Genomic DNA, 19678 nt, shown 5'->3' with positions numbered 1-19678 from the left:
GGTCTTAGTTTTGCAGAGGTGAACGAGCTACGAGTCATTGATTTGATCGACTTCGTAGAAATTTTTCGTGGCACTAGGGAAGATCAGCCAAGGGAAGCCACACAAGCTGATATTGACGCCTTTTACGGCAGATAGGGGGTGAGGAGATGGCTGAAACGATACGCGGTATAAACGTGGTAATCGGTGCGGAAACAACCGGGCTGTCGAAAGCCCTCACTGACGTTAATACAAAAAGCAAGAATATCCAATCTGAGCTCAAGCAAGTCGAAAAGCTTTTAAAACTCGATCCGACGAATACTGAGCTGCTTGCTCAAAAGCAAAAGCTGCTGGGAGACGCAGTCGCCAATACCCGTGAAAAGCTGGACCGATTGAAGGCAACACAGGAGCAAGTCAATCAGCAGTTTGCGAAGGGAGATATATCTGAGGGTCAGTACCGGGCGTTTCAAAGGGAGATCGCGAAGACCGAGCAGGAACTAAAGGGTCTGGAAGGCAAGCTGGGGGACGTAAGCGGGGAAGTGAAGAAGCAAAGCGGCCTGGTGGACAAGCTTGGTGATGAATATAAAGAGTCATTTGACCAGGCACAGCAGGCGATGGGTAACTCCTTCGAACAAATGCAGAGAGTGGGAGCTGCCATCACGGCGGCCGGTGTCGGTATCGCAGCAGGGCTTGGGATTGCGGTGAAAAGTGCTTCCGAATTTGAACAGGGCATGGCAAACGTCTACTCCGTTATGGCACCTGATGAGGTTGCCCAGTTCTCAGCAGAGCTGGAGAATCTAGCCATGAAGATGGGCGCTGATACCAAGTACTCAGCAACCGAGGCAGCACGCGGCATCGAAGAGCTTGTCAAAGCCGGAGTCAGTGTACAAGACATTATGGGGGGCGGCCTGCAGGGAGCGTTATCGCTGGCTGTAGCTGGTGAGCTCGAGCTAGCAGATGCGGCCGAGATCGCCTCAGTCGCTTTGAACGCTTTCCGGGATGACAACATCTCGGTGTCACAAGCAGCTGACATTCTGGCCGGTGCCGCAAACGCATCAGCCACGAGTGTCGAAGAAATGAAGTTCGGACTATCTCAGGTATCAGCTGTAGCTTCAAGCGTTGGCTTGACGTTCCAAGACACCTCAACTGCTCTCGCTGTATTTGCTCAGAACGGGCTGAAAGGATCTGACGCAGGTACATCGTTAAAAACAATGTTGATGCGGCTGACACCTACTACTGCAGATGCATACGGAGAGTTCGATCGACTCGGGTTAATCTCATTCGATGCCGCGAAGGCGATGAAGTTTCTAGCTGACAATGGGATAAAGCCAGCATCAAGTGCGACGGCAGACGTAGTAGACGCTATGATGACATTCTCAGCTGAGACAGTCAGCGCAAAAGTAGGGTCAGAACAGGCAAATAAGGCGTTCAAAGAGATGGCATTTAACTCCGGGGCACTATCCTCGGCTTTTTACGACAGCAACGGGAACTTAAAGGAAATGTCTGAGATCGCGGACTTGTTACAGAATGCGCTCAAGGATATGACAGCTGAGCAACGGCAGGTTGCCCTCAACACGATGTTTGGATCTGACGCGATCCGGGCAGCGAATATCCTGTACAAGGAAGGCGCAAAGGGCGTCACCGACATGGCGGTGGCTATGGGGAAAATATCTGCAAATGAGGTAGCAGCCCAAAAGCTGAACACGTTTAAAGGGGCGATAGAACAGTTAGGTGGAGCTGTGGACACCGCTAAAATTTCCATTGGGCAAGCGTTGCTGCCGGCTCTACAGGTATTGGTCTCTGCGATTCAGAGCGCCGTGGACGTGTTCAACCGTTTTCCAGATGGAGTAAAGTCCTTTATTGCTATTGCTGGAGCTATCGCAGCGATTGTCGCGTTAATAGCTGGGCCACTTCTCTTGCTGGTCGGATTTTTGCCACAAATAGCCGCAGGATTTGGTATGCTCGCTCCAGTTTTAGCAGGAGTAGGAGGAGCTTTTACCGCTCTCACTGGGCCGATCGGTTTAGTAATTTTAGCTATCGCCGCTTTAGCTGCCGCAGCATATCTCATCTATGAAAACTGGGACGCCATCAAGGAGTACATGGTAAACCTTTGGGACTCCATATTAAGCGCTACAGAAACTGCTTGGGAAGGGATCAAGCAGTATTTTGCTACAACCTGGAATTGGATACAAAGCTTTTTTACAGAGTGGGGACCGGTAATACTCGCGGTTATCGCGCCATTCATTGGAATCCCACTCCTCATCCAGCAGCACTGGGGCGAGATAGTAACCTATCTGGCTGCGCTGTGGCAAAACGTAAAGCAGATCGCCTCGGATTCGTGGAACTTGATTGTCTCGACAGTTTTGGCGATCGTGTCACCATTTGTCGATGGAGTCATGGCAATTTTCTATAGCATGCAGGCTGGGCTGGCGATGATCTGGGACGGAATCAAGCTTTACTTTGGCGGCGTTTGGAACGCCATAAAAAGTATCTTTCTGGGTGCCGTGCTGCTCATTTACGACCTGGTTACGGGGAACTTTACTCAGCTCGTAGCCGATGCACAAATGATTTGGTTGAATCTACAGGTAGCGTTCGGCCAGATATGGGAAGGGATCAAGCTTGTATTCTTTGGGGCGCTTGAAGCTGTAAAAGGATACCTGACATTAGCTTGGACGACTATCAAGACTCTGACCGAGACGATATGGGGCGGGATACTCCAGTTCTTTTCGTTTATTTGGGAGAGTCTAAAGGCTCTTAACGCTTTGGCGATGAACGCGATGAGGACGTCTATTGAAACAGCATGGAACGCGATCAAAACGTTCTTTACTGAGGCATGGAATAAGATTAAGTGGCTCTTCACGGATGGCCTCAATAATGCCAAAGAGACTGTAGTCAGCGGCATGAAACAGATCAAGAGCGACTTTATCAGCTACATGAATGATACCGTGACCGAGATCAAGGAATTCGCTGAGGATTTCGTAGAGGCTGGCGAAGATTTTGTCATCAGTCTATGGGACGGGATCAAAAGCAAAACGTCATGGCTCTGGAAGCAAATCAAGGGCTGGATCGATGGACTTATCAGTCAGATACGCGGAGCGCTTAGCGGAGGGTCAGGCGGATCAGGGGGCAACAATACGGGCGACTCAAGCATGTCGGGGGCAGGTGGAGGCGGCAGTGCAGCTGCTGCGTCATTCTCGGCACCAGGACTGAAAAATGGAGGGACTGTCACTGAAGAGGGATGGACGTGGGTCGGGGAAAACGGCATTGAACTGCTGAAATTACCACGTGGTTCTCAGGTCATTCCGAACTACGATATCCCGAAAATCGGCGGTCAGGCAATCGATTACGATGCCTTGGCTAAGGCGATTGCAGCCAATACAAAGCCTAACGTTACTATGAACAATACATTCAATAGTCCGACGCCGCTGTCACCGGCTGAAACCGCTCGGAAGAATCTTCAAGTCAGTCGCCGTTTGGCTTTGGAATGGGGGCTGTAAGGGAATGAGAACAATCACATATGTGAATCCACGAGGGGAGAGCGTCGTTTTCGGCGACTCTGCCCCTCTTATCGTTACTAAACTCGAGGGCGTTGGGACTCCAAAGCTTGATATACAGACGCAAAAATCCCCTTACCAGGACGGCACAACATACATTGCCTCTTTTCTTAACTCCCGATCAATCTCTATTGAGGGGGCGCTTCTCGGACAGAGTCGGGAGAATGTATTTGCCATACGTAGGATGCTGGTAGCGGTTTTAAATCCGAAAAGGGGGCCGGGTACCCTTCGGTATGAATATGACGGTGGGGTAAAAGAAATTACTGCTGTGCCTGAGACAGGCCCAACCTTTATTGATTCCAGATGCGGAACATACCGCAAGTTTGTAGTGGACTTTCTTTGTCCGAATCCGTTCTGGCTGGATCCAGAAGGAAAAACGGAGGAGTTAACCGCCTTTGATGGCGGCTTAACATTTCCTCTTCACTTACCAAACGGTTTTGCAGATGAATCACCTAGCAAGAGCAAAATCATCGCTAATGAGGGGGATGTGGAAACCCCCGTAGAAATTACCTTTTTTGGTCCAGCAACTAAGCCTATTCGGATTCAGAATGATACGACAGGCGAATTCGTGGAAGTCAAACAAAGCTTGTTTGAAGGTGAGCAGCTAGTTGTACAAACAGAATTCGGGAAGAAATCGGTAACGAAAGTGGATGCAAGCGGAGTGGTGAGCAACGCCTTCCACTATATCGAAAATAACAGCATCTTTTTCCAATTGATCGAAGGAAACAACAAGATCAGCTATTCAACCGGCTATGAATATGAGCGTTCACCTGTCCAAGTCAAGTGGCGTGAACGCTTTTTGGGGGTGTGACCTGGTGGCGGAAGAGTACAGTTTTTTTAATTCGGTAGATGGGGACCGAGAGTATGAGGCGGACGAGTTTGCGAAGTTTTTCAGGCAGTTTCTCACATCTGGCCTTTTTTATACAAATGGCTTACCTGCTTTGAAAGTAAGTCATGTGAGCGGTTTGAAAACGAAAGTGGAAGCTGGATCAGCACTGCTGGAGGGCTATCAATACCGTAACACGTCTGATCTTGAGCTTACACACGCAGCAGCGGATATAACAAATCCACGGATCGATCGGGTAGTGATCCGTCTCGATCGATCTGTTGCCAGCAGGTATGTGAAAGTTTTCGTTAAAAAAGGAACACCCGCGACCAATCCTGCCCCGCCTGCACTGCAGCGTGACCAGATCATCTTCGAGGTAAGTCTGGCTCAGGTGCGAATAAACGCAGGTTCTGCAGCCATCTCTACTGTTTCGGATGAGCGTTTTGATTTGACAGTGGCGGGGGTTGTCACAGCGAAAAACCTTACCTCAACGGTTTATGTTTCGGATACGGAACCTGTTGCTCCTAAGGCAGGGGATATTTGGGTGGATACGAGGTGAGTAGGGGATGAAACCAATTCGCGTAATCGACACTGATTTTTCTCTTCTCGGTGAGATTGACACGTACTCATCCCTGCAGTGGATTCGTCGCTGGCATAAGCCAGGGGAATTTGAGTTGCACATTGATCGATCCATGCATAACGCGAACATTCTCCAAGAAGATCGGATTATTTTTCTGCCGGACCATCCGAGGGAAGCGGCCATCATTAAGCATCGGGAAATCGGCTTTGATGATGATGGGAAAGAAACGCTGGTTGTCAGAGGGCCGATGCTATCTGGCCTATTAGGGAGGAGAATCACCTACCCACCTGCTGAAAAGGCTTATGACTATGTGAATGGCACTGTGGAAACGATTATGAAACATTACGTTCATGCCAATTGTATTCAGCCCGAAGATGAGGGAAGAATCATTCCGCATATGGTTTGCGCTACTGATCTGCAGCGCGGTCAACAGATTCAGTTTCAAACACGATACAAGCCCCTAGACGAAGAACAAGAGAAACTGAGCATTTCTTCTGGGCTTGGTTGGGCCGTTCAATTAGACCTCGAGAATCAACACTTTGTATTTGAAGTTCTGGAGGGGCGCGATTTAACATCCGATCAGGACAGGCTGCCTCCCGCCATCTTCTCCATTGAGTATGACAATGTAGAAAGCCAGAGTTATGTTTCATCCAGTATAGGCCATAAAAACGTAGCTTTGGTAGGTGGGCAAGGAGAGGGAGCAGAACGGAAAATTATTTCAATCGGTGATGCTGCTGGACTGGATCGTTATGAGATGTTCGTGGATGCCAGAGATATTGGAACCAATGATCAATCCGAGCAACCATTAACTGAGCAGGATATTAGGCGGATGCTGATGGATCGGGGGAATGAGAAGCTTGCTGAAACCGCTAGGGTGGAGAACTTTGAATCGAAGCTACTACCCTATTCCAACCTGACTTATCGAAGGGATTACGACTTGGGGGATGTCGTGACGATACAGAACCGGAATTGGGGAGTCAGAATCCATGTCCGAATCGTTGAAGTCAAAGAAACATACGAATCCATCGGAGTGAAACTAGAGGCTACATTCGGGAAGGCAGCCCCAACTCTGATTGAAAAAATCAAACAGGTGACTGAACAACCGGTGGCAGAAATAAGTAGCAGCGGTGAGCCTGGTCCCCAGGGGCCAGCAGGAGTTGGTTTGCAGTATCAGTGGCAAGGGACCTCCCTTGGAATCAAACGGGATACGGATGCTTCCTACTCCTATGCCGATTTGAAAGGACCAAAAGGGGACAAGGGTGATAAAGGGGATATCGGTCCGCAGGGCGCTCAAGGTATTCAAGGCATACAGGGTATCAAGGGCGACAAAGGTGATCCGGGACCAAGCGGGCCGCAAGGTGTTCAGGGGCCAAAAGGCGATAAAGGGGATATCGGCCCACAGGGACCCCAAGGTCCGCAGGGAGTTCAGGGGGTAAAAGGAGATGTAGGAGCTCAAGGACCTTCTGGCCCCAAAGGAGATGTTGGACCCCAAGGACCACCTGGACCAGGAGGATATTATGTAGGAAGTAGCCCTCCAGCAGATCCAAGTTTATTGTGGATCGATACAACTAATTAGTGAGGTGAGGATATGACGATCCCAAAGGTAAAAGATCCAGTATCAGGTCAGTGGATCGCAATTGCTGCAGCAACGAATCATTCACACGAAAATGCGACCCCATTAAAATCTGGGTTTATGAGCGCGGATGACAAAAAGAAGACGGACGAGTTCAATGTAGCTCTATTTAAGAGCCTAGTGGGGGCAGCAGGCCCCTCGTTAATGGCGTTCGGTAGCACGACGGATTTCAGTACAGCTGTACCGACAACAACCCTATCCGAATCGGTAGCGAGATACCGAAACTTAACGATAAATAGTGGCCATACGTTGAAAACAACCGAGCCCATACAGGTAATTTATGTGAGCGGCACCCTTACTTTAAACGGCACGATTTCTTCTGAACCCGGTGCAAATGTGGCAGGACCCAATAATGCCGGGGCCGGAGGAAGGGGCGGTGGGTTACTTCTCGTTATCGCAAATACCATTGTGGGAAATGGAAAGATCATTTCCAATGGGGCGAATGGAGGAAATGCGACAGCGGGAACAGGTACCACGAGTACAGAAGGAAACCGCGGACCTGATGGGCAGTTTTTTGGTTTCACGGCAGGTGGCGGCTCTCCACTCCCACCAACCAATACTGTCGCTACCGTTAACGGGGCAGGAGTGGCAAATGCACTATCGCTTTTGCTTGCGAATCTGTCGCAATTGGTGGCGACTGATATGGGGGCAGGCACGGGGGGATCAGGGTCAAGCGACTACAACACTTCTGGTAGTGTGGCGCGGCGAAGTGGTGGAGGCGGTGCAGGTGCGTATGGAAATGGAGGGACGATGGGTTACTCCAACGTTAATCCTCCCTCGGACACAGGAAACGGTGGAGGCGGCGGTGGGGGTGGCGGCATCGCTGCAGTGGTAAGTCCAAACCCAATCCCTGCTATCGCAGTAGAGGCAAAAGGTGGGAACGGAGGAAACGCAATCGGAACGAACTCTCCAGGCGGTGCTGGAGGCGGCGGTGGCATTGTCTACCAGATAGCTCCATCTTCTCTTGCAACAGTATCCGTAGAAGGCGGTCAGGTAGGAGCAAACACAGGATCGTTATCAGGTGCGGCTACAGTTGGCGGGGCAGGATTGAGCAGGTTCTATCCAATTACGGCATAGGAGGGCAGCATGAAAACATATTGTCAAATTCGTCCAGACGGAACGATTGCACAGATTTCACAAGGATACGAAAATCCACCTTTTTCGAAATCCGCTCTTGTTCCAGAAGAAATTGCGGATAAATTGCTGCGTTATCCAAAAGGGTGGGTTTATGATGGTACCTCATTTATTGAGGTTGAGAAAGAGCCTGTTATCGTGGACAACAAGCCATCTATGGAGCAGCGCATCAATGAATTGGAGATGGCACTGGCTGATCTATTCGCAGGAAACATTTAAGGAGGAATGGGACATGTTGAAATCCTATCAGGTAAACATTATTGGTCGAGCGTGCGTTACTCGCTATGACGCAGGAGAAGGGACACTTGACGAAATTGTAAACACCAGTTATCCGAATCTTTCCGAGGACGATGCTACTCAAGTCAAAGCATATGTGTACAGTATCCGACCTGATATTGAGTAAGAAATTAATCCCATCAAGATTGAAAGTTCGCCTCGTTCCTAGCGGGGCTATTTTTGTTGCCCCAAGGGGGTGAGGAGGTCATGCGCTAGTGGCGGACGAGATCAAGGACCTACAAAAAGGAATCACCGACATCCTGGTTGCGATCGGAAAAATCGAAACAGAAATCAAGCAGCTCGGCAGCATGGCAAACAAGCTCGATTCGACCGAAAAACTCGCCCTCGAAGCTTTGCAAAGCACGAAAGCTGCTCACAAACGTCTCGATGAGCTGAGCGCGGAGATCACAGACCTGACTAAGAAGGCCGAGGACATCAAAAAGGAAATCGAAAAACGAATCGAGGACGACAAGCGCCAAGGCAGGGACGATAAACGTTGGATTGTCGGAACTGTGCTGGGCGCAGGAGCTCTCATTTGGAAACTAATCGAATCAGTAGCGAAAGGTGGAGGGGTATCATGAATGAAACAGATCTGTTGGCATTGGCCAATCAATTCCTGCTGGATAAGGCGCTCATTGTAGTTGTTGCTCTCCTGGTCATCGGCGTGTTTTTGAAGAAAACACCTTGGATCCCGGACTGGAGCATTCCCTGGATTCTAACCGGGGGAGGCATCGGCATGGCCTGGGGCGTACTTGGAGCGATTTCTGTGCAGGCGACGATCCAGGGCATTCTTGCTGCAGGGATCGCTACGCTGGGGCACCAGCTGTGGAAGCAGACATTTGAAAAACGGGAGGGTGATCAGTGATGGCCCAGCAAGAGTTTATCGCAAAGATCGCTCCTGCAGCTGTTGCGGATATGAAGAAGACTCGAGTCCCTGCCTCGCTGACCATTGCACAGGCGATTTTGGAAAGCAATTGGGGAAAAAGCGGTCTGACTGTCAACGCAAATAACCTGTTTGGCATCAAAGGGACCGGCACCGCGGGCAGCGTTAACATGCCCACAACGGAGTATGTTGGATCTACCCCGATTCAAACAAGCGCCAAATTCCGAAAATACAACAGCTGGGCGGAATCGATTGCCGATCACTCGGCTCTTATTCTGAACGGTACGCGGGACAAGCCTACTCGATACCATGGAGTCCTTGGAGCTGATTACAAGACAGCCTGTCAGAAGATCAAAGAAGGCGGGTATGCGACGGATCCAGCCTATCCACAGAAGCTGATCAACTTGATCGAAACGTACGCGCTGCACCAGTATGATGTTGATAAGTCTGACAACTCTGTGGATAAGGAAGCAGCCACAGCTTTGAAGCTGGAGGACTGGGAACGCGAAGCAGGCTTGAAGGCGATCGATAGTCTTGCTTGCAAAGGACTGCTGAATGATCCGGATAAGTGGAAAAAGCGATTGACCGACGATCCAGCTGGTGTAATGAGCGAATTGCCCTGGCTCATGTTTACTATGCTGGACCGGGTGACAGAACCAGCGAAGTAAAAGTGAAAGCCCTCCACCGTTTAACCGGTGGAGGGCTATTTCTATTTAAACAGCTTTTTAAGTAAAGCAAAGATGTCAAACGTGGTTCGGCGATACACCTGGTTGTATGCGTATCTCTTGGGACTCCTCAACCAGCCCCAGCCACGGGGCATTTTTAGTCCAGCACGGTGAACGATCTGACGCTTTATACTGGTTCTGGCAGCAATTCTTTTTTTAAGACTTGGCTTACGCATGCCGAATTTCAAAGGTATCACCTGCCTGCCTATTTGCAATATTGTACCATTTTAAATCCATGTAATGGTACAATATCCCTAATATTTGAAAGGGAGGATTCATAGTGAGTCAGTATTGGGAACCTTGCCCGCGATGCGGATCAAATAAAGTGCAAACGATGGGAAAGTGGATGTGGTTTTTTATCTTGTTTGGTTCTGGAGGATGCTTGATATGGGTCGGCCTCATTCTCTTCCCTGTTCTTTTTTTAGCGGCACTTTTAATTCTACTTTCACCGGTTGCTTTCTTTCTTCCAAAATACAATCACTGTAAAGACTGTAAAAATAACTGGAAGGTAAAGAAGAACCAAATGAGTACATAGAGGAAACATAACTAGCCTGATATGCTCCCTTCCTAAAGTGGAGCATTTTTCATTTGCATGTTCGCATGTTGTTCGCATATAATACAGAACAAACGTTCTTATTCGGAGGCGAACAATGTGGTAAAGGAACTACAACGCGCCATAGACCATCAACAACATGTTCAGATCATATATTTGGGCCAGGAAGGCCAGACCACAATGCGAACCTTACGGCCGCTGGAGGTTGTAGGGGATCGCCTGAAAGCATATTGCCTCACACGTAAGGCACCGAGGGTCTTTGTCATTGACAACATTCTCGCTGTTGCACCGGTGGTGAGCAGCCGTGCTGTCTGATATCGAGAGAAAAGTCCTGCGCGTAATCGCCAACTACTCAGCTGGGAGACGTAGGACGCCAACGGTGGACGAATTGTGCATCAAAACTGGGCGCAACAGAGGAGGCATCATGACTGTGCTTGAAGTTCTTGCGAAAGAGGAGTATATCGAGTGGCAGCGATCCGCACCGGACACCATGACGGTGCTGGAGGCGTGGGAACGAAAGGAGCAGGGCAGATGGCAAGCAAGATAGAGAATCCTTTTTCTATGCGTTTTGTATTACCGGAGCAAAGGGAGCTATACCTGCAGCTTAAAGAAGACGAGAAACTGGTTTCCATGCCGGTAATCGAACAGGACGAACTGGAGAGCTTTCATTATTCGATCCGTGATTCCGCAAGGGAGGATTACGCTATCACAGTAACCTGGTGGAGACAGGTGAAAGGCAACCTCGGATCGACCTGCTCCATGTGGGGCGCCGTGAAATGGATCGATCAACAAGGGCGTCGAATCAAGATTGTAAATGACACAGACGTCCAGTGGGTCAATATGGATCGCATTGTTGATGTTAGGGTATAGAAATGCTTATTTAAAGCTACTCCGCAGTTTAACTACTGTGGAGTTTTTTGTTGATTTGGGACGAACGAATTACGAACAAATTATGACAGATGACCCATGCGAATGGAAAAATATAGACAGGTAGTTAGAGAACCGATATATTGAGGGTATCGAAATTTAATAGATGGGAAGATCACTATGATACTTGGGGATACAAAAATAGCCCAATATGTAGAGAGCGGCTTACTGCATATTGAGCCGTTTGACGATAAAAACGTCGGCCCTGCATCAATTGATTTGACCCTAGGACATGTCATTAAAAAAGCAACCAAGAACATCGCTTCTAATCCTATGGTTGATAATTCAGATAATTATGAAGAGATTGATCTATTCAAGAAGCCCTTTTATCTGAAACCGCGTGAAACAATTCAAGGGTATACTCGTGAATACGTTAAATTGCCTTCTACGCTAGCAGGTAACATACATAATCGTAGCAGTTTGGCTAGACTCGGCCTGGATGTGGCGATGTCTTCTTTTGCAAATCCAGGCTATGAAGGGAACCTGCCATTGGTAATAAGCAATTTCTCTTCACATCCTATCCAGATAATTGCTGGATTACGCGTTTGCCAGTTAGTCTTGACTGAAGTAAATGGCGTCGAAAAGCCTTACAATGTGCGAGAAGAAGCAAAGTATGTTGGCGAAACGGGTGTAGTGACATCTAAGATCCATCTTGATAAGGAAATAAACGAATTTTTGCGGGAGAATGGGATTGAGAGCGTGACTGAGGATCACATCTTGTTATTCCAAAAGTCACTATTTGCAAATCTCCAGGGGAAAACCGCAAAAATTCTTGATCTGTTTCAAAAAGAAGTACAACTGTAGGTCTCAAATAAATGGCTGCTAACCAAAGAGATATAAAAAGCCTTCAGTTGTTTCAAATCACCCGCCAGCAGTACATAGCTTACCTTATCGATTCGCTAAAGCAGTTATATCGAGAGAAACACAAGAAGGAACCAAGCAAAGAAGTTATTGATACTTTTATTGCTTTTCTTGAGAAGGAAACAGCTCTGATCGACAAAATGGTTGAAAGTGCTTTCGAGGAAACGATGGAGTTTATGAAGGGCACGCCAACGGTAGACGCTATTGCTGCTTCTATTAGTGAAGAACCTCAGAAGAAGAAGACCAACCTCTTCGTTGATAAATTTCGTGAAGTAGTAATCCTTCCATTCTTACTCGCTGGCCTAACTTACGCAATAACCCAAAAAGATTGGATCATGACAGGCATACTAGTGGTGTTGGCGATTTTGTTGGGATTGCTGTGGTGGAAAGGAAAAGAAAAGTAGAACAGTCGCCTTCATCAGGCGACTTTTTTATTTCGTAGTTCTCAAACAGTGAAGGGATTATTGTAGCGTTAATCTTATCAGTTTTTAATTAGCTCATTGATGTTCCGCACTTGAAAAACCCGAAACGGCAGACATTCTGGCACTGGGATCCGATTCTCGGTCAAGATAATCAGCCAGGGAAAAACAGGTGCGTTTTTGTTCTGCCAAGGTTCGCGGGCTACTTCACCGCGGTGGAAAAGCGTGCGGTACTTCGCAAATTTGTCATGCCACACTCCTGGCGTAAACTGGTTTCGCTGCACTTCAATATATAACGGCTTACCCCAGAGAGCAAAAATATCAGGTTCAGGCAGCCCCTTACCGTACTTTGGCTCCGGAACGAAAATATCCGGCGCACGCAGCTGCGCCATTTGATGGTACACGGCAGCAATCTCCAAATAGTGTGGGATCTTTTGAGAATCACGCTTGATCGGGGAGGGCTTCACGGCATACACGTACGGTGCCTGGCTGGTAATAAGCTCGACCTCTCCGCGATCGCGCAGACGACGCAGCACCCGGTTGGCCGCGTTCACGCCATCCCGGATCCCGCCGAAATGGAGCCTGATAATGTCGTCCCGAGATAAGCAACGAAAACGATCGAGGTCTTTCAGAATAGCCCTATCGCGTGCTCGCATGGGATTGCACCTCCTGATCCATTAGGGCTTGCAGAAGCTCCCGCAGCTCGTTACTTTCTTGTTGGTCCAGCTCAACCGACTGCGGAATGTCGGGGTTGATCGGAGGGATCAGTGGTATCTTCTTGACCCCGGCAAAGCGCTTTTTTATTTCTACGATCTGTGCCCTGGCTTCCTTTGGTGCAAGCCAGGGAGTTTGCACTTCTCGCATATGCGTGGCATCTTTGACAAAGCACCTGCCTTTCACCTGGAGGTCTGCAGCGTCTGGCTTCCCCAGGAGCATTCGGCTGTTCAGGTCGTCGCTCATCCGATAGGCGATCCGCACGTTTAGGTTGTTTTTGAGCTTGCCGTCCATCACTTCCCTGTCAACCCGTTGCTGTGAGAGCACCAGGAAGACGCCAAAGCTTCTACCCAGCTGGCCGATCTCCTCCAGAACGTCGTGAGCTGCAGTTTCTCCCTCAAGGCTGGCCACTTCATCGATACATACCACTACGTTCGGCAGGCGCTCACCGGTCAACTCCTCGTATTCGTCCAGATCCGTCGCGTCAACATCATGAAACCGTTCCTGACGATATCGTAAAACGTCGAGAACTTCTGCCAGCATTGCGACTACTTCCGATCGTCTCACTGCGATATTTCCCTCCACATGCGGTACATTTCGATAAAGACCAAACTCCGTCATTTTGAGATCTCCCAGAAACAGCCGGAGCCGATCCGGACCATATACCTGCAGCCAGGTGTTCAGGATTACACGCAGGGCCGTCGACTTGCCCCAGCCGGTGACGCCGACCAGTCCGACATGCGGCATTTGTTTGAGGTCGACGGCCACGCTACCGTTGTATGCCTCCCCGATGTAAAGGGCAAAGCCTTCTGTTTTCTTCATAGCTGCGCGGGCGATCTCCAAGTTATACGCCACCTTGGTTGGCAGCTCTTTGGGGATCTGCAGCCGGAATCTTCCTGCCTTGTCATTGACCAATTGGGCAGTCGGCCCAAATAGCTGCTGGAACACCCAGGCACGGCTCTCGATCACCGAGGGATCCATACCTATCGGCAGATGCAGATTCACAGTTGTGCAGCTGCCCGCGACGGAGACACGCTCGATGGTCGGGAATATCCGGTATGATTTGATCTTGCCGTCGCCCAAGTCGCGGCGCTGTTTCTCCATGTAGATCCCTGCAGCAATAAACCCCCGGACAAGTCGCTCCTTTACTTTGATTCGATCGTTTACCCATCCCGGGACTTTCAACGCGCAATAGGTAAGCACGCAGGCAGTGGTGAACCCTTTGGCCAGAAAATACAACCCGTCAGCCAGGCGAACGCTTGGCAGCCCTCCAAACATAGTGCCCCCAAACAACTCGATCACGATTTCACGGAAAATGTCCTGCAGGAAATCATCCAGGGCAGTCGTAACACTCTCCAAAACGTTCATACAATTCCGCCTCCTTGGGCCCGAGCTCAGCGCCTCGCTCTGCTCCTTCGCTTCGCTCTTAACAGGTTTATTGTTTGGCAACGCCTTGCGGTTTCTTGGCTTGTTTATTACGGTAGGGTTATGTTGGTTTGTGCGTCAGCCGCTGGTGAGGTTACTGGTGTACTAATGGCTACGAGAGACTGGTTGTCCAAAATTACACTTTTTTCTCCACAGACGAGTTTATGTTTTCTCAAGTCTGCCCATTATGTTACTGAGGTGATCTGAATGTTCGGACTCGGTAAACAAAGGAGCCGATTGGGAAAATACTTGGATGACAAGGAGATCCCCCAGCAATGGCTCGTCGATGAGACAAAGCTGAATAAAAAGACCATCAGTCAGCTTGCTTCAAAAGACAAGCCTCTTCCGTCCGGGACTACGATGCAGAGAATCATCCAGGCGCTGCGGAAGAAAGATAGAACATTGAAGCAGGAAGACTTTTGGCCGATGTGATCTGCATAAGAGAAGGGGGGCACCCCCGGATCTCGGATAGTGCCCCCTGTTGCCCCCCAATTGCCCCCATCAAATTGATAATCTGCGAAGGGAAATGAAACGGGTTATTTTAAAAACCGAATAAAATCAACGATTCTTGAATATAGTGAAACGGCATGAAATCGAAAATTGATCAAGTTCGAGATGGAAGGCTCTATCGGATAAAAAAGCAAACACCAACACGTGTCCGTAGTGACTGTCACGCCTGTCGTGATCCAGTTGCGCGGGCACGTTTTTTTATGTGGGAGGGAGACAGGGGCCTTTCTAGTTGGGGCAGCCAACACTCGAGAGTTGCAAACAACGAAAAAAGCTGTTATATTAATTGAGGCATCAATGATTGAGGTATCAAAGATTGATGCCTCAATCATAAAGGACGCACAGCTGACTGTTTCTTGTCGTTGCTGTGGATCTAGAAGACCTAGTTTCTATTCGTCGTGCTCCCGGGAGGCATTTTTCATGACAAGCAAGGAATTTGAAGAGGAGCAGATTCTGAATCTGCTCATGGGGCTAACCAATAAAATCAGTCCCAAGTTCGAACGCTGTACCGGAATCAGCTCCACCCGTCTCGCAATCTTGCAAATCCTTTGCGAGTGCACGGAGATCAACCAGTCCCAGCTGCAAAAGCACATCCATATCGACAGTGCCGCCATCACCCGCCACCTGAAGCAGCTGGAAGCAGATGGCATGGTAACTCGGCAGAGAAATCCAAACGATAACCGGGAAACCTTCGTTCGTCTGTCGGAAGAAGGGCATCGTCGGATTGAAGGCTACAAAAGCGAGAAGCATCATTTTATCCAGCAGATTCTGGATGGCTTTCGCGAAGAAGAAACGAAGGTCCTGGCTGACTTTCTCAAACGGATGCAAAACAACATTTGATCGTTCATAAAAAAGGAGTCTGTTTTCATATGATGAGCACATTGCAAAGAACAAATGATTTTCGTGAAATCACATTGGGTCGCCGATCCGTCAAGCTTTATGATCCTGAAGTGAAAATCAGCCGTGAAGAAATGACCGAAATTTTAGCGGGAGCCACACGCGCGCCATCTTCGGTTAATATGCAGCCTTGGCGCTTTGTGGTCATCGAAAGTCAGGAAGGGAAAGAAAAGCTTGCAGAGCTGGCACGCTTCAACAAGACGCAGGTACTCACTTCTTCGGCCGTCATTGCCGTATTCGTTGACATGAACAATGCGGAGTATATGGATGAGATCTTTGAAAAAGCTGTCGAGCTCGGATACATGCCGCAGGAAGTGAAGGAGATGCAGCTGAAGGCAGTAAAGCCATACTACGCCAATTTGCCCGCTTCTGACCTGCGGGATGTCAATTTTATCGATGCCGGTCTCGTATCCATGCAGCTGATGCTGGTGGCCCGTTCATTTGGCTACGACACCAATCCCATCGGCGGCTATGAAAAGGATCAGATAGCGGAAGCGTTTGATTTGGACAAGGCCCGCTATCAGCCGATCATGCTGATCAGTATCGGGAAAGCAGCCAAGGAAGGATACCCATCGTATCGTCTGCCAGTTGAGACCGTGACAACCTGGAAATAATCCAATTCCGTGGAAGAGAGGTAGAAGACATGCTAATTATACATGCCCATCTGCAAGTAATTCCCGTACAGGAAGAGGCCTTCCTAGAAGCGGTCAAGTCCCTGGTTGCTGCGAGCCGAGCGGAAGAAGGGAATAGGGGATACAGCCTATTGAAGAGCACGGAGCAGGAATATCACTACACCATGGTAGAGAAGTGGAAGGACGCCGACGCAGTAGCGGCGCACAATGCTAGTGATCATTTCCAATCGTTTGTGAAGCAAGCCCCATCCTTTTTCTCGGCAGCAATGGAATTGGAAGTATTCACAGGAGAGCCTGTGAAGCCGTAATGCGCGGATGGTTTGCGGAGCAAGAAAGGCACTTTCGAGCGGTGAGCCCGCCTGAAGGTGCCTTTCTTTGCCCTTTTTCGCTTATACTGTAGATAATGGATATTTCGTACTGGTGCAGGATAGGGAGCTACATATGATAGTAGTAAAACAGTTGCTGAATCATTGCAGCAGCGCATTTGGCTGCCATGCAGAATTGTATCAATCACAGGAGGCTGACGTACTGATCGCCGTCTTTCCACCAACCAAAAGGCGGGGCTGGTGGACGTATGTCACGCTAGAGCTATACCGGGTAGGGGCGAGCGAATGTCTCATGTACTCTTACAAATTTGAAAGGGACATGATTACCTTGCTGGCGCATGTGGCCGATCAAGTCATGAGAAACGGGGAGAACAGGCTGCATTACCGTCTGCAGCCGGGAGAAGTCTTTCCGTTAGAGAGCCCGGTCCAGGAGGCATCGTGCCTGGACCATGTGATCGTGACGCCTGCTGATTATGAAGAGGATGGATTTGATTATTTTACAAACGGTGCAGAGGTCATTTCATTCATGATGCTTCATGCCATTGCCGAGTCAGAGGCGATGTTTGCGCGAAGACATGGATTGGATGCTCTGGAGGAATTATTTGCGTGTGCCGATGTCGATTCCCTGGACTTCATGCGTACTCCAGCCATTTGAGAAGGGAGCGAGCGGGATGAAAGCAGTTCGAATAAGAGTGACCGTGGTAGTCGTCCATCAAGAGCAAATCCTGCTGATTCGGGAAAAGTCGGGAGGAGAGATAGGCTACTGTTTGCCGGGTGGCAATGTCGAGTATCTCGAGGGGATCCCGGATGCAGTGAGGAGAGAAGTATGGGAAGAAACAGGATTGCTCGTCGAAATGGATCGCCTGCTCTGGGTGGACGAGAGGATCAACCGTACGGGAGAAGGAAAGCATACGATCGGCATTGCGGTGTTGGCCAAATTCATTGGCGAGGACGAGACTCCCATTCCGGGGGGAATCGAGGATGAAATCATCGAGTGGGCAGGGTGGGTCCCTCTCAAGGAGTGGAAGACGGACCCCCGGTACGCCAATTCCAGGCAAGAGCAGGTCATCTCGGCGCTGGAAGGGGACCAGTACAAGCCAGCCTACATCGGGAACATGCTGGACAAGAAGAATCCATGAACCAGTCACAGCTGCAATCCGTATGGGAACAAGCACCTGAGCTGAAAGGGCATCTCTGTTATCTCGTCTACGCGGGGAGCCTCAGCTATGGAACGAATACAGCAAGCAGTGATGTCGACCTGCGTGGTATCGCTTTTGCTCCGGTGGAAGCGGTATTTGGACTGGAAAGATATGAGCAAACGATCCTGACTGAACCGGATCTGGTCGTATACGCGCTGAACAAATACATCCGCTTGGCGATGAATGGGAACCCCAACATCGTGGAAATGCTCTACGTAGAGCCGAAGCATGTCGTATATGCCGTGGCTGCCGGAGAAGAGCTGAGAGAGAGGCGTGAGCTGTTCCTGTCCAAGCGGCTTTATCATTCCTACGGCGGGTATGCCATACGAAATCTGCGAAAGCTGGCGAGTGCAGGGCAGGCCTACGATGCGAAGGATGCTCATCACCTCATTCGCCTCCTGCAAATGGGACGAGAGCTGCTGGAGACAGGAGAGCTGCTGGTAGCCCGATCAAATGCAGAGGAGCTCATGGCCATCAAGCGGGGAGAGTGGCGAATAGACGATCTCCTCGCCTATGCAGAAGAGCTGTTTGCCCAAATGTCCAAGGCATACGAGGTGTCCCCATTGCCGGAGGAAGTGGATGCCGATGCCGTGCAGCAGCTGGCCATTCGATTGAACCGGGAGTTTTATAATCCGTAATGATGAAACACCGACCCTCTCCCCAAGGTCGGTGTTTTTTCGTTACCCTTTGTCCCTATGCTTTTTGCCTGACAGAAGATTTCCGTCCTTTGGCCACCGCTGCGACTACGATCACCGCAGCCAGCACTGCGCCGATCGTGATGGATTCGGAGAGCAGCAGCCATGAGGCGAGGATGGTGAGAAACGGTTGAAGGTACTGCGTCTGTCCGACTCTCGACACACCCCCTAAGGCAAGACCATGATACCAGGCGAAAAAGCCGAGAAACTGGCTGATGACACTGACATAGCTAAAGCCGAGCCAGGCCGTTGCTGTCGCGTGCTGCAGCTGGGAGAGGAGCGGACCTGCGATCGGGATGACCAAAAAGGGAAAGGAGAAGACAAGAGACCAGCTGATCACTTGCCAGCCGCCCATGGTCTTGGAGAGCTGCCCGCCCACGGCGTAGCCGATCGCTGCGGAGATGACCGCTGCAAGCAAAGCGAGATCCGCCCACTGCAAGGACCCGAACCCGGAACCAATGGCGTAGCCGAGGATGGTGAGACAAGCGACTCCGCTGGACATCCAATACATACGCGCAGGGCGTTCCCCTGCGAAGAACGCAGCAGCGCCAGCTGTCGTGAGCGGCAGCAAGGCGATGATGACCGCGCCGTGGGAAGCGGGGACACGTTCCATAGCCCAAGCCGAGAAAAAGGGAAAGCCCGCTACAACTCCTCCGGCCACTAAAAGCAGCTGCATGGCCTGTTGCCGGGTGGGAAAAGGAACCCGTCTGACCAGCAGAACAATAGCTGCGAGGATGGCGGCGACCAAGGCGCGCCCCAAACCAGCTGTCACTGGGGTGAGAGCGGTCAACGCCACTTTTGTCGCAGGAAGAGTCAGGCTGAAGCTGCACACTCCCAGCAAACCGTAGAGCAAACCCGCCTTTTCATGGGAGAGGCTGCTGTCTGCTGAGTATGACCGCGTCATCTTTTTTCTTCAATCGATACTTCCGCTTTCAA

General features: G+C 49.9%; 26 protein-coding genes. 22 read left to right on the top strand and 4 right to left on the bottom strand.

Translation table 11 applies throughout. The features are described 5' to 3' along the window. Positions 1-146: 146 nt before the first annotated feature. From JNE38_RS26205 to JNE38_RS26160, 10 genes are all read left to right on the top strand, one after another. A complete protein-coding gene (locus tag JNE38_RS26205) occupies positions 147-3473 on the top strand; it encodes a phage tail tape measure protein (protein ID WP_203353994.1) in 3327 nt (1108 codons plus the stop codon). Positions 3474-3495: 22 nt separating this feature from the next. Continuing rightward, the gene (locus JNE38_RS26200; protein WP_238933470.1) at positions 3496-4341 is read left to right on the top strand and encodes a phage tail family protein; all 846 of its coding nucleotides are present in this window, start codon (positions 3496-3498) and stop codon (positions 4339-4341) included. 4 nt (positions 4342-4345) lie between these two features. Further along, positions 4346-4915 carry a hypothetical protein gene (locus JNE38_RS26195; RefSeq protein ID WP_203353992.1) on the top strand — a complete coding sequence of 190 codons (570 nt, stop codon included), beginning with the start codon at positions 4346-4348 and terminating at the stop codon, positions 4913-4915. A gap of 7 nt (positions 4916-4922) precedes the next feature. Beyond that, positions 4923-6512, top strand: a complete 1590-nt coding sequence (locus JNE38_RS26190; protein WP_203353991.1) for a Gp37-like protein — start codon at positions 4923-4925, stop codon at positions 6510-6512. A 12-nt stretch (positions 6513-6524) separates the two neighbouring features. Continuing rightward, positions 6525-7646: a hypothetical protein gene (locus tag JNE38_RS26185; RefSeq protein ID WP_203353990.1), complete on the top strand. Its 1122-nt coding sequence runs from the start codon at positions 6525-6527 to the stop codon at positions 7644-7646. Positions 7647-7655: 9 nt separating this feature from the next. After that, positions 7656-7922, top strand: coding sequence for a hypothetical protein (locus JNE38_RS26180; RefSeq protein WP_203353989.1), 267 nt, complete (start codon positions 7656-7658; stop codon positions 7920-7922). 13 nt (positions 7923-7935) lie between these two features. Next, positions 7936-8106, top strand: coding sequence for a hypothetical protein (locus JNE38_RS26175; RefSeq protein WP_203353988.1), 171 nt, complete (start codon positions 7936-7938; stop codon positions 8104-8106). An 88-nt stretch (positions 8107-8194) separates the two neighbouring features. Then, positions 8195-8560 carry a coiled-coil domain-containing protein gene (locus JNE38_RS26170; RefSeq protein WP_203353987.1) on the top strand — a complete coding sequence of 122 codons (366 nt, stop codon included), beginning with the start codon at positions 8195-8197 and terminating at the stop codon, positions 8558-8560. Then, a complete protein-coding gene (locus tag JNE38_RS26165) occupies positions 8557-8844 on the top strand; it encodes a phage holin family protein (RefSeq protein WP_203353986.1) in 288 nt (95 codons plus the stop codon). Before JNE38_RS26170 ends, JNE38_RS26165 begins: the two co-directional genes overlap by 4 nt. Then, a complete protein-coding gene (locus JNE38_RS26160; RefSeq protein ID WP_203357752.1) occupies positions 8844-9530 on the top strand; it encodes a glycoside hydrolase family 73 protein in 687 nt (228 codons plus the stop codon). Before JNE38_RS26165 ends, JNE38_RS26160 begins: the two co-directional genes overlap by 1 nt. A 41-nt stretch (positions 9531-9571) precedes the next feature. On the opposite strand, the gene JNE38_RS30840 is transcribed toward JNE38_RS26160, so the two are convergent. Next, positions 9572-9775: a hypothetical protein gene (locus JNE38_RS30840; protein ID WP_238933469.1), complete on the bottom strand. Its 204-nt coding sequence runs from the start codon at positions 9773-9775 to the stop codon at positions 9572-9574. A gap of 404 nt (positions 9776-10179) precedes the next feature. On the opposite strand from JNE38_RS30840, the gene JNE38_RS26155 reads away from it, so the two are divergent. The 5 genes from JNE38_RS26155 (at position 10180) to JNE38_RS26135 (ending at position 12332) form a co-directional block, all read left to right on the top strand. Beyond that, complete coding sequence (locus JNE38_RS26155) at positions 10180-10455, top strand: WYL domain-containing protein (RefSeq protein WP_343071376.1); 276 nt, start codon at positions 10180-10182, stop codon at positions 10453-10455. A 109-nt stretch (positions 10456-10564) separates the two neighbouring features. Beyond that, a complete protein-coding gene (locus JNE38_RS31015; RefSeq protein WP_275296611.1) occupies positions 10565-10687 on the top strand; it encodes a hypothetical protein in 123 nt (40 codons plus the stop codon). Next, positions 10672-11010 carry a YolD-like family protein gene (locus tag JNE38_RS26145; RefSeq protein ID WP_203353983.1) on the top strand — a complete coding sequence of 113 codons (339 nt, stop codon included), beginning with the start codon at positions 10672-10674 and terminating at the stop codon, positions 11008-11010. The genes JNE38_RS31015 and JNE38_RS26145 overlap by 16 nt, the downstream gene beginning before the upstream one ends. A 177-nt stretch (positions 11011-11187) precedes the next feature. After that, positions 11188-11871, top strand: a complete 684-nt coding sequence (gene dcd, locus JNE38_RS26140; protein WP_203353982.1) for a dCTP deaminase — start codon at positions 11188-11190, stop codon at positions 11869-11871. A gap of 11 nt (positions 11872-11882) precedes the next feature. Continuing rightward, complete coding sequence (locus JNE38_RS26135; protein WP_203353981.1) at positions 11883-12332, top strand: hypothetical protein; 450 nt, start codon at positions 11883-11885, stop codon at positions 12330-12332. Positions 12333-12409: 77 nt separating this feature from the next. On the opposite strand, the gene JNE38_RS26130 is transcribed toward JNE38_RS26135, so the two are convergent. Together JNE38_RS26130 and JNE38_RS26125 are read right to left on the bottom strand one after the other, a co-directional pair. Then, positions 12410-13003, bottom strand: a complete 594-nt coding sequence (locus tag JNE38_RS26130) for a replication-relaxation family protein (protein ID WP_203353980.1) — start codon at positions 13001-13003, stop codon at positions 12410-12412. Next, positions 12987-14429: an FtsK/SpoIIIE domain-containing protein gene (locus JNE38_RS26125; protein ID WP_203353979.1), complete on the bottom strand. Its 1443-nt coding sequence runs from the start codon at positions 14427-14429 to the stop codon at positions 12987-12989. The genes JNE38_RS26130 and JNE38_RS26125 overlap by 17 nt, the downstream gene beginning before the upstream one ends. Positions 14430-14693: 264 nt before the next feature. Between JNE38_RS26125 and JNE38_RS26120 the strand changes: the two genes are divergently transcribed. The 7 genes from JNE38_RS26120 to JNE38_RS26090 all read left to right on the top strand — a co-directional run bounded on the left by JNE38_RS26120 (position 14694) and on the right by JNE38_RS26090 (position 18685). Then, positions 14694-14918, top strand: coding sequence for a transcriptional regulator (locus JNE38_RS26120; protein WP_203353978.1), 225 nt, complete (start codon positions 14694-14696; stop codon positions 14916-14918). A gap of 495 nt (positions 14919-15413) precedes the next feature. Then, complete coding sequence (locus JNE38_RS26115) at positions 15414-15833, top strand: MarR family winged helix-turn-helix transcriptional regulator (protein WP_203353977.1); 420 nt, start codon at positions 15414-15416, stop codon at positions 15831-15833. 29 nt (positions 15834-15862) lie between these two features. Further along, on the top strand, positions 15863-16504 hold the full coding sequence (locus JNE38_RS26110) for a nitroreductase family protein (RefSeq protein ID WP_428993677.1): 642 nt from the start codon (positions 15863-15865) through the stop codon (positions 16502-16504). Between the two features lie 29 nt (positions 16505-16533). After that, positions 16534-16830, top strand: a complete 297-nt coding sequence (locus JNE38_RS26105; protein ID WP_203353976.1) for a putative quinol monooxygenase — start codon at positions 16534-16536, stop codon at positions 16828-16830. A 133-nt stretch (positions 16831-16963) separates the two neighbouring features. Further along, positions 16964-17503, top strand: a complete 540-nt coding sequence (locus JNE38_RS26100; RefSeq protein ID WP_203353975.1) for a suppressor of fused domain protein — start codon at positions 16964-16966, stop codon at positions 17501-17503. Positions 17504-17519: 16 nt separating this feature from the next. After that, complete coding sequence (locus JNE38_RS26095) at positions 17520-17987, top strand: NUDIX domain-containing protein (protein ID WP_203353974.1); 468 nt, start codon at positions 17520-17522, stop codon at positions 17985-17987. Next, positions 17984-18685 (top strand): nucleotidyltransferase domain-containing protein, encoded by a 702-nt coding sequence (locus tag JNE38_RS26090; RefSeq protein WP_203353973.1) that lies wholly within the window; start codon positions 17984-17986, stop codon positions 18683-18685. Before JNE38_RS26095 ends, JNE38_RS26090 begins: the two co-directional genes overlap by 4 nt. A 55-nt stretch (positions 18686-18740) precedes the next feature. Here JNE38_RS26090 and JNE38_RS26085 read toward each other — a convergent pair whose 3' ends face one another. Further along, positions 18741-19646 carry a DMT family transporter gene (locus JNE38_RS26085; RefSeq protein ID WP_203353972.1) on the bottom strand — a complete coding sequence of 302 codons (906 nt, stop codon included), beginning with the start codon at positions 19644-19646 and terminating at the stop codon, positions 18741-18743. Positions 19647-19678: the final 32 nt, after the last annotated feature.

The organism is Brevibacillus choshinensis, assembly GCF_016811915.1.
Taxonomy (GTDB): domain Bacteria; phylum Bacillota; class Bacilli; order Brevibacillales; family Brevibacillaceae; genus Brevibacillus; species Brevibacillus choshinensis_A.
The sequence above is the reverse complement of the archived record's forward strand: the minus strand, read 5'-3'. Positions and strand labels throughout refer to the sequence as shown.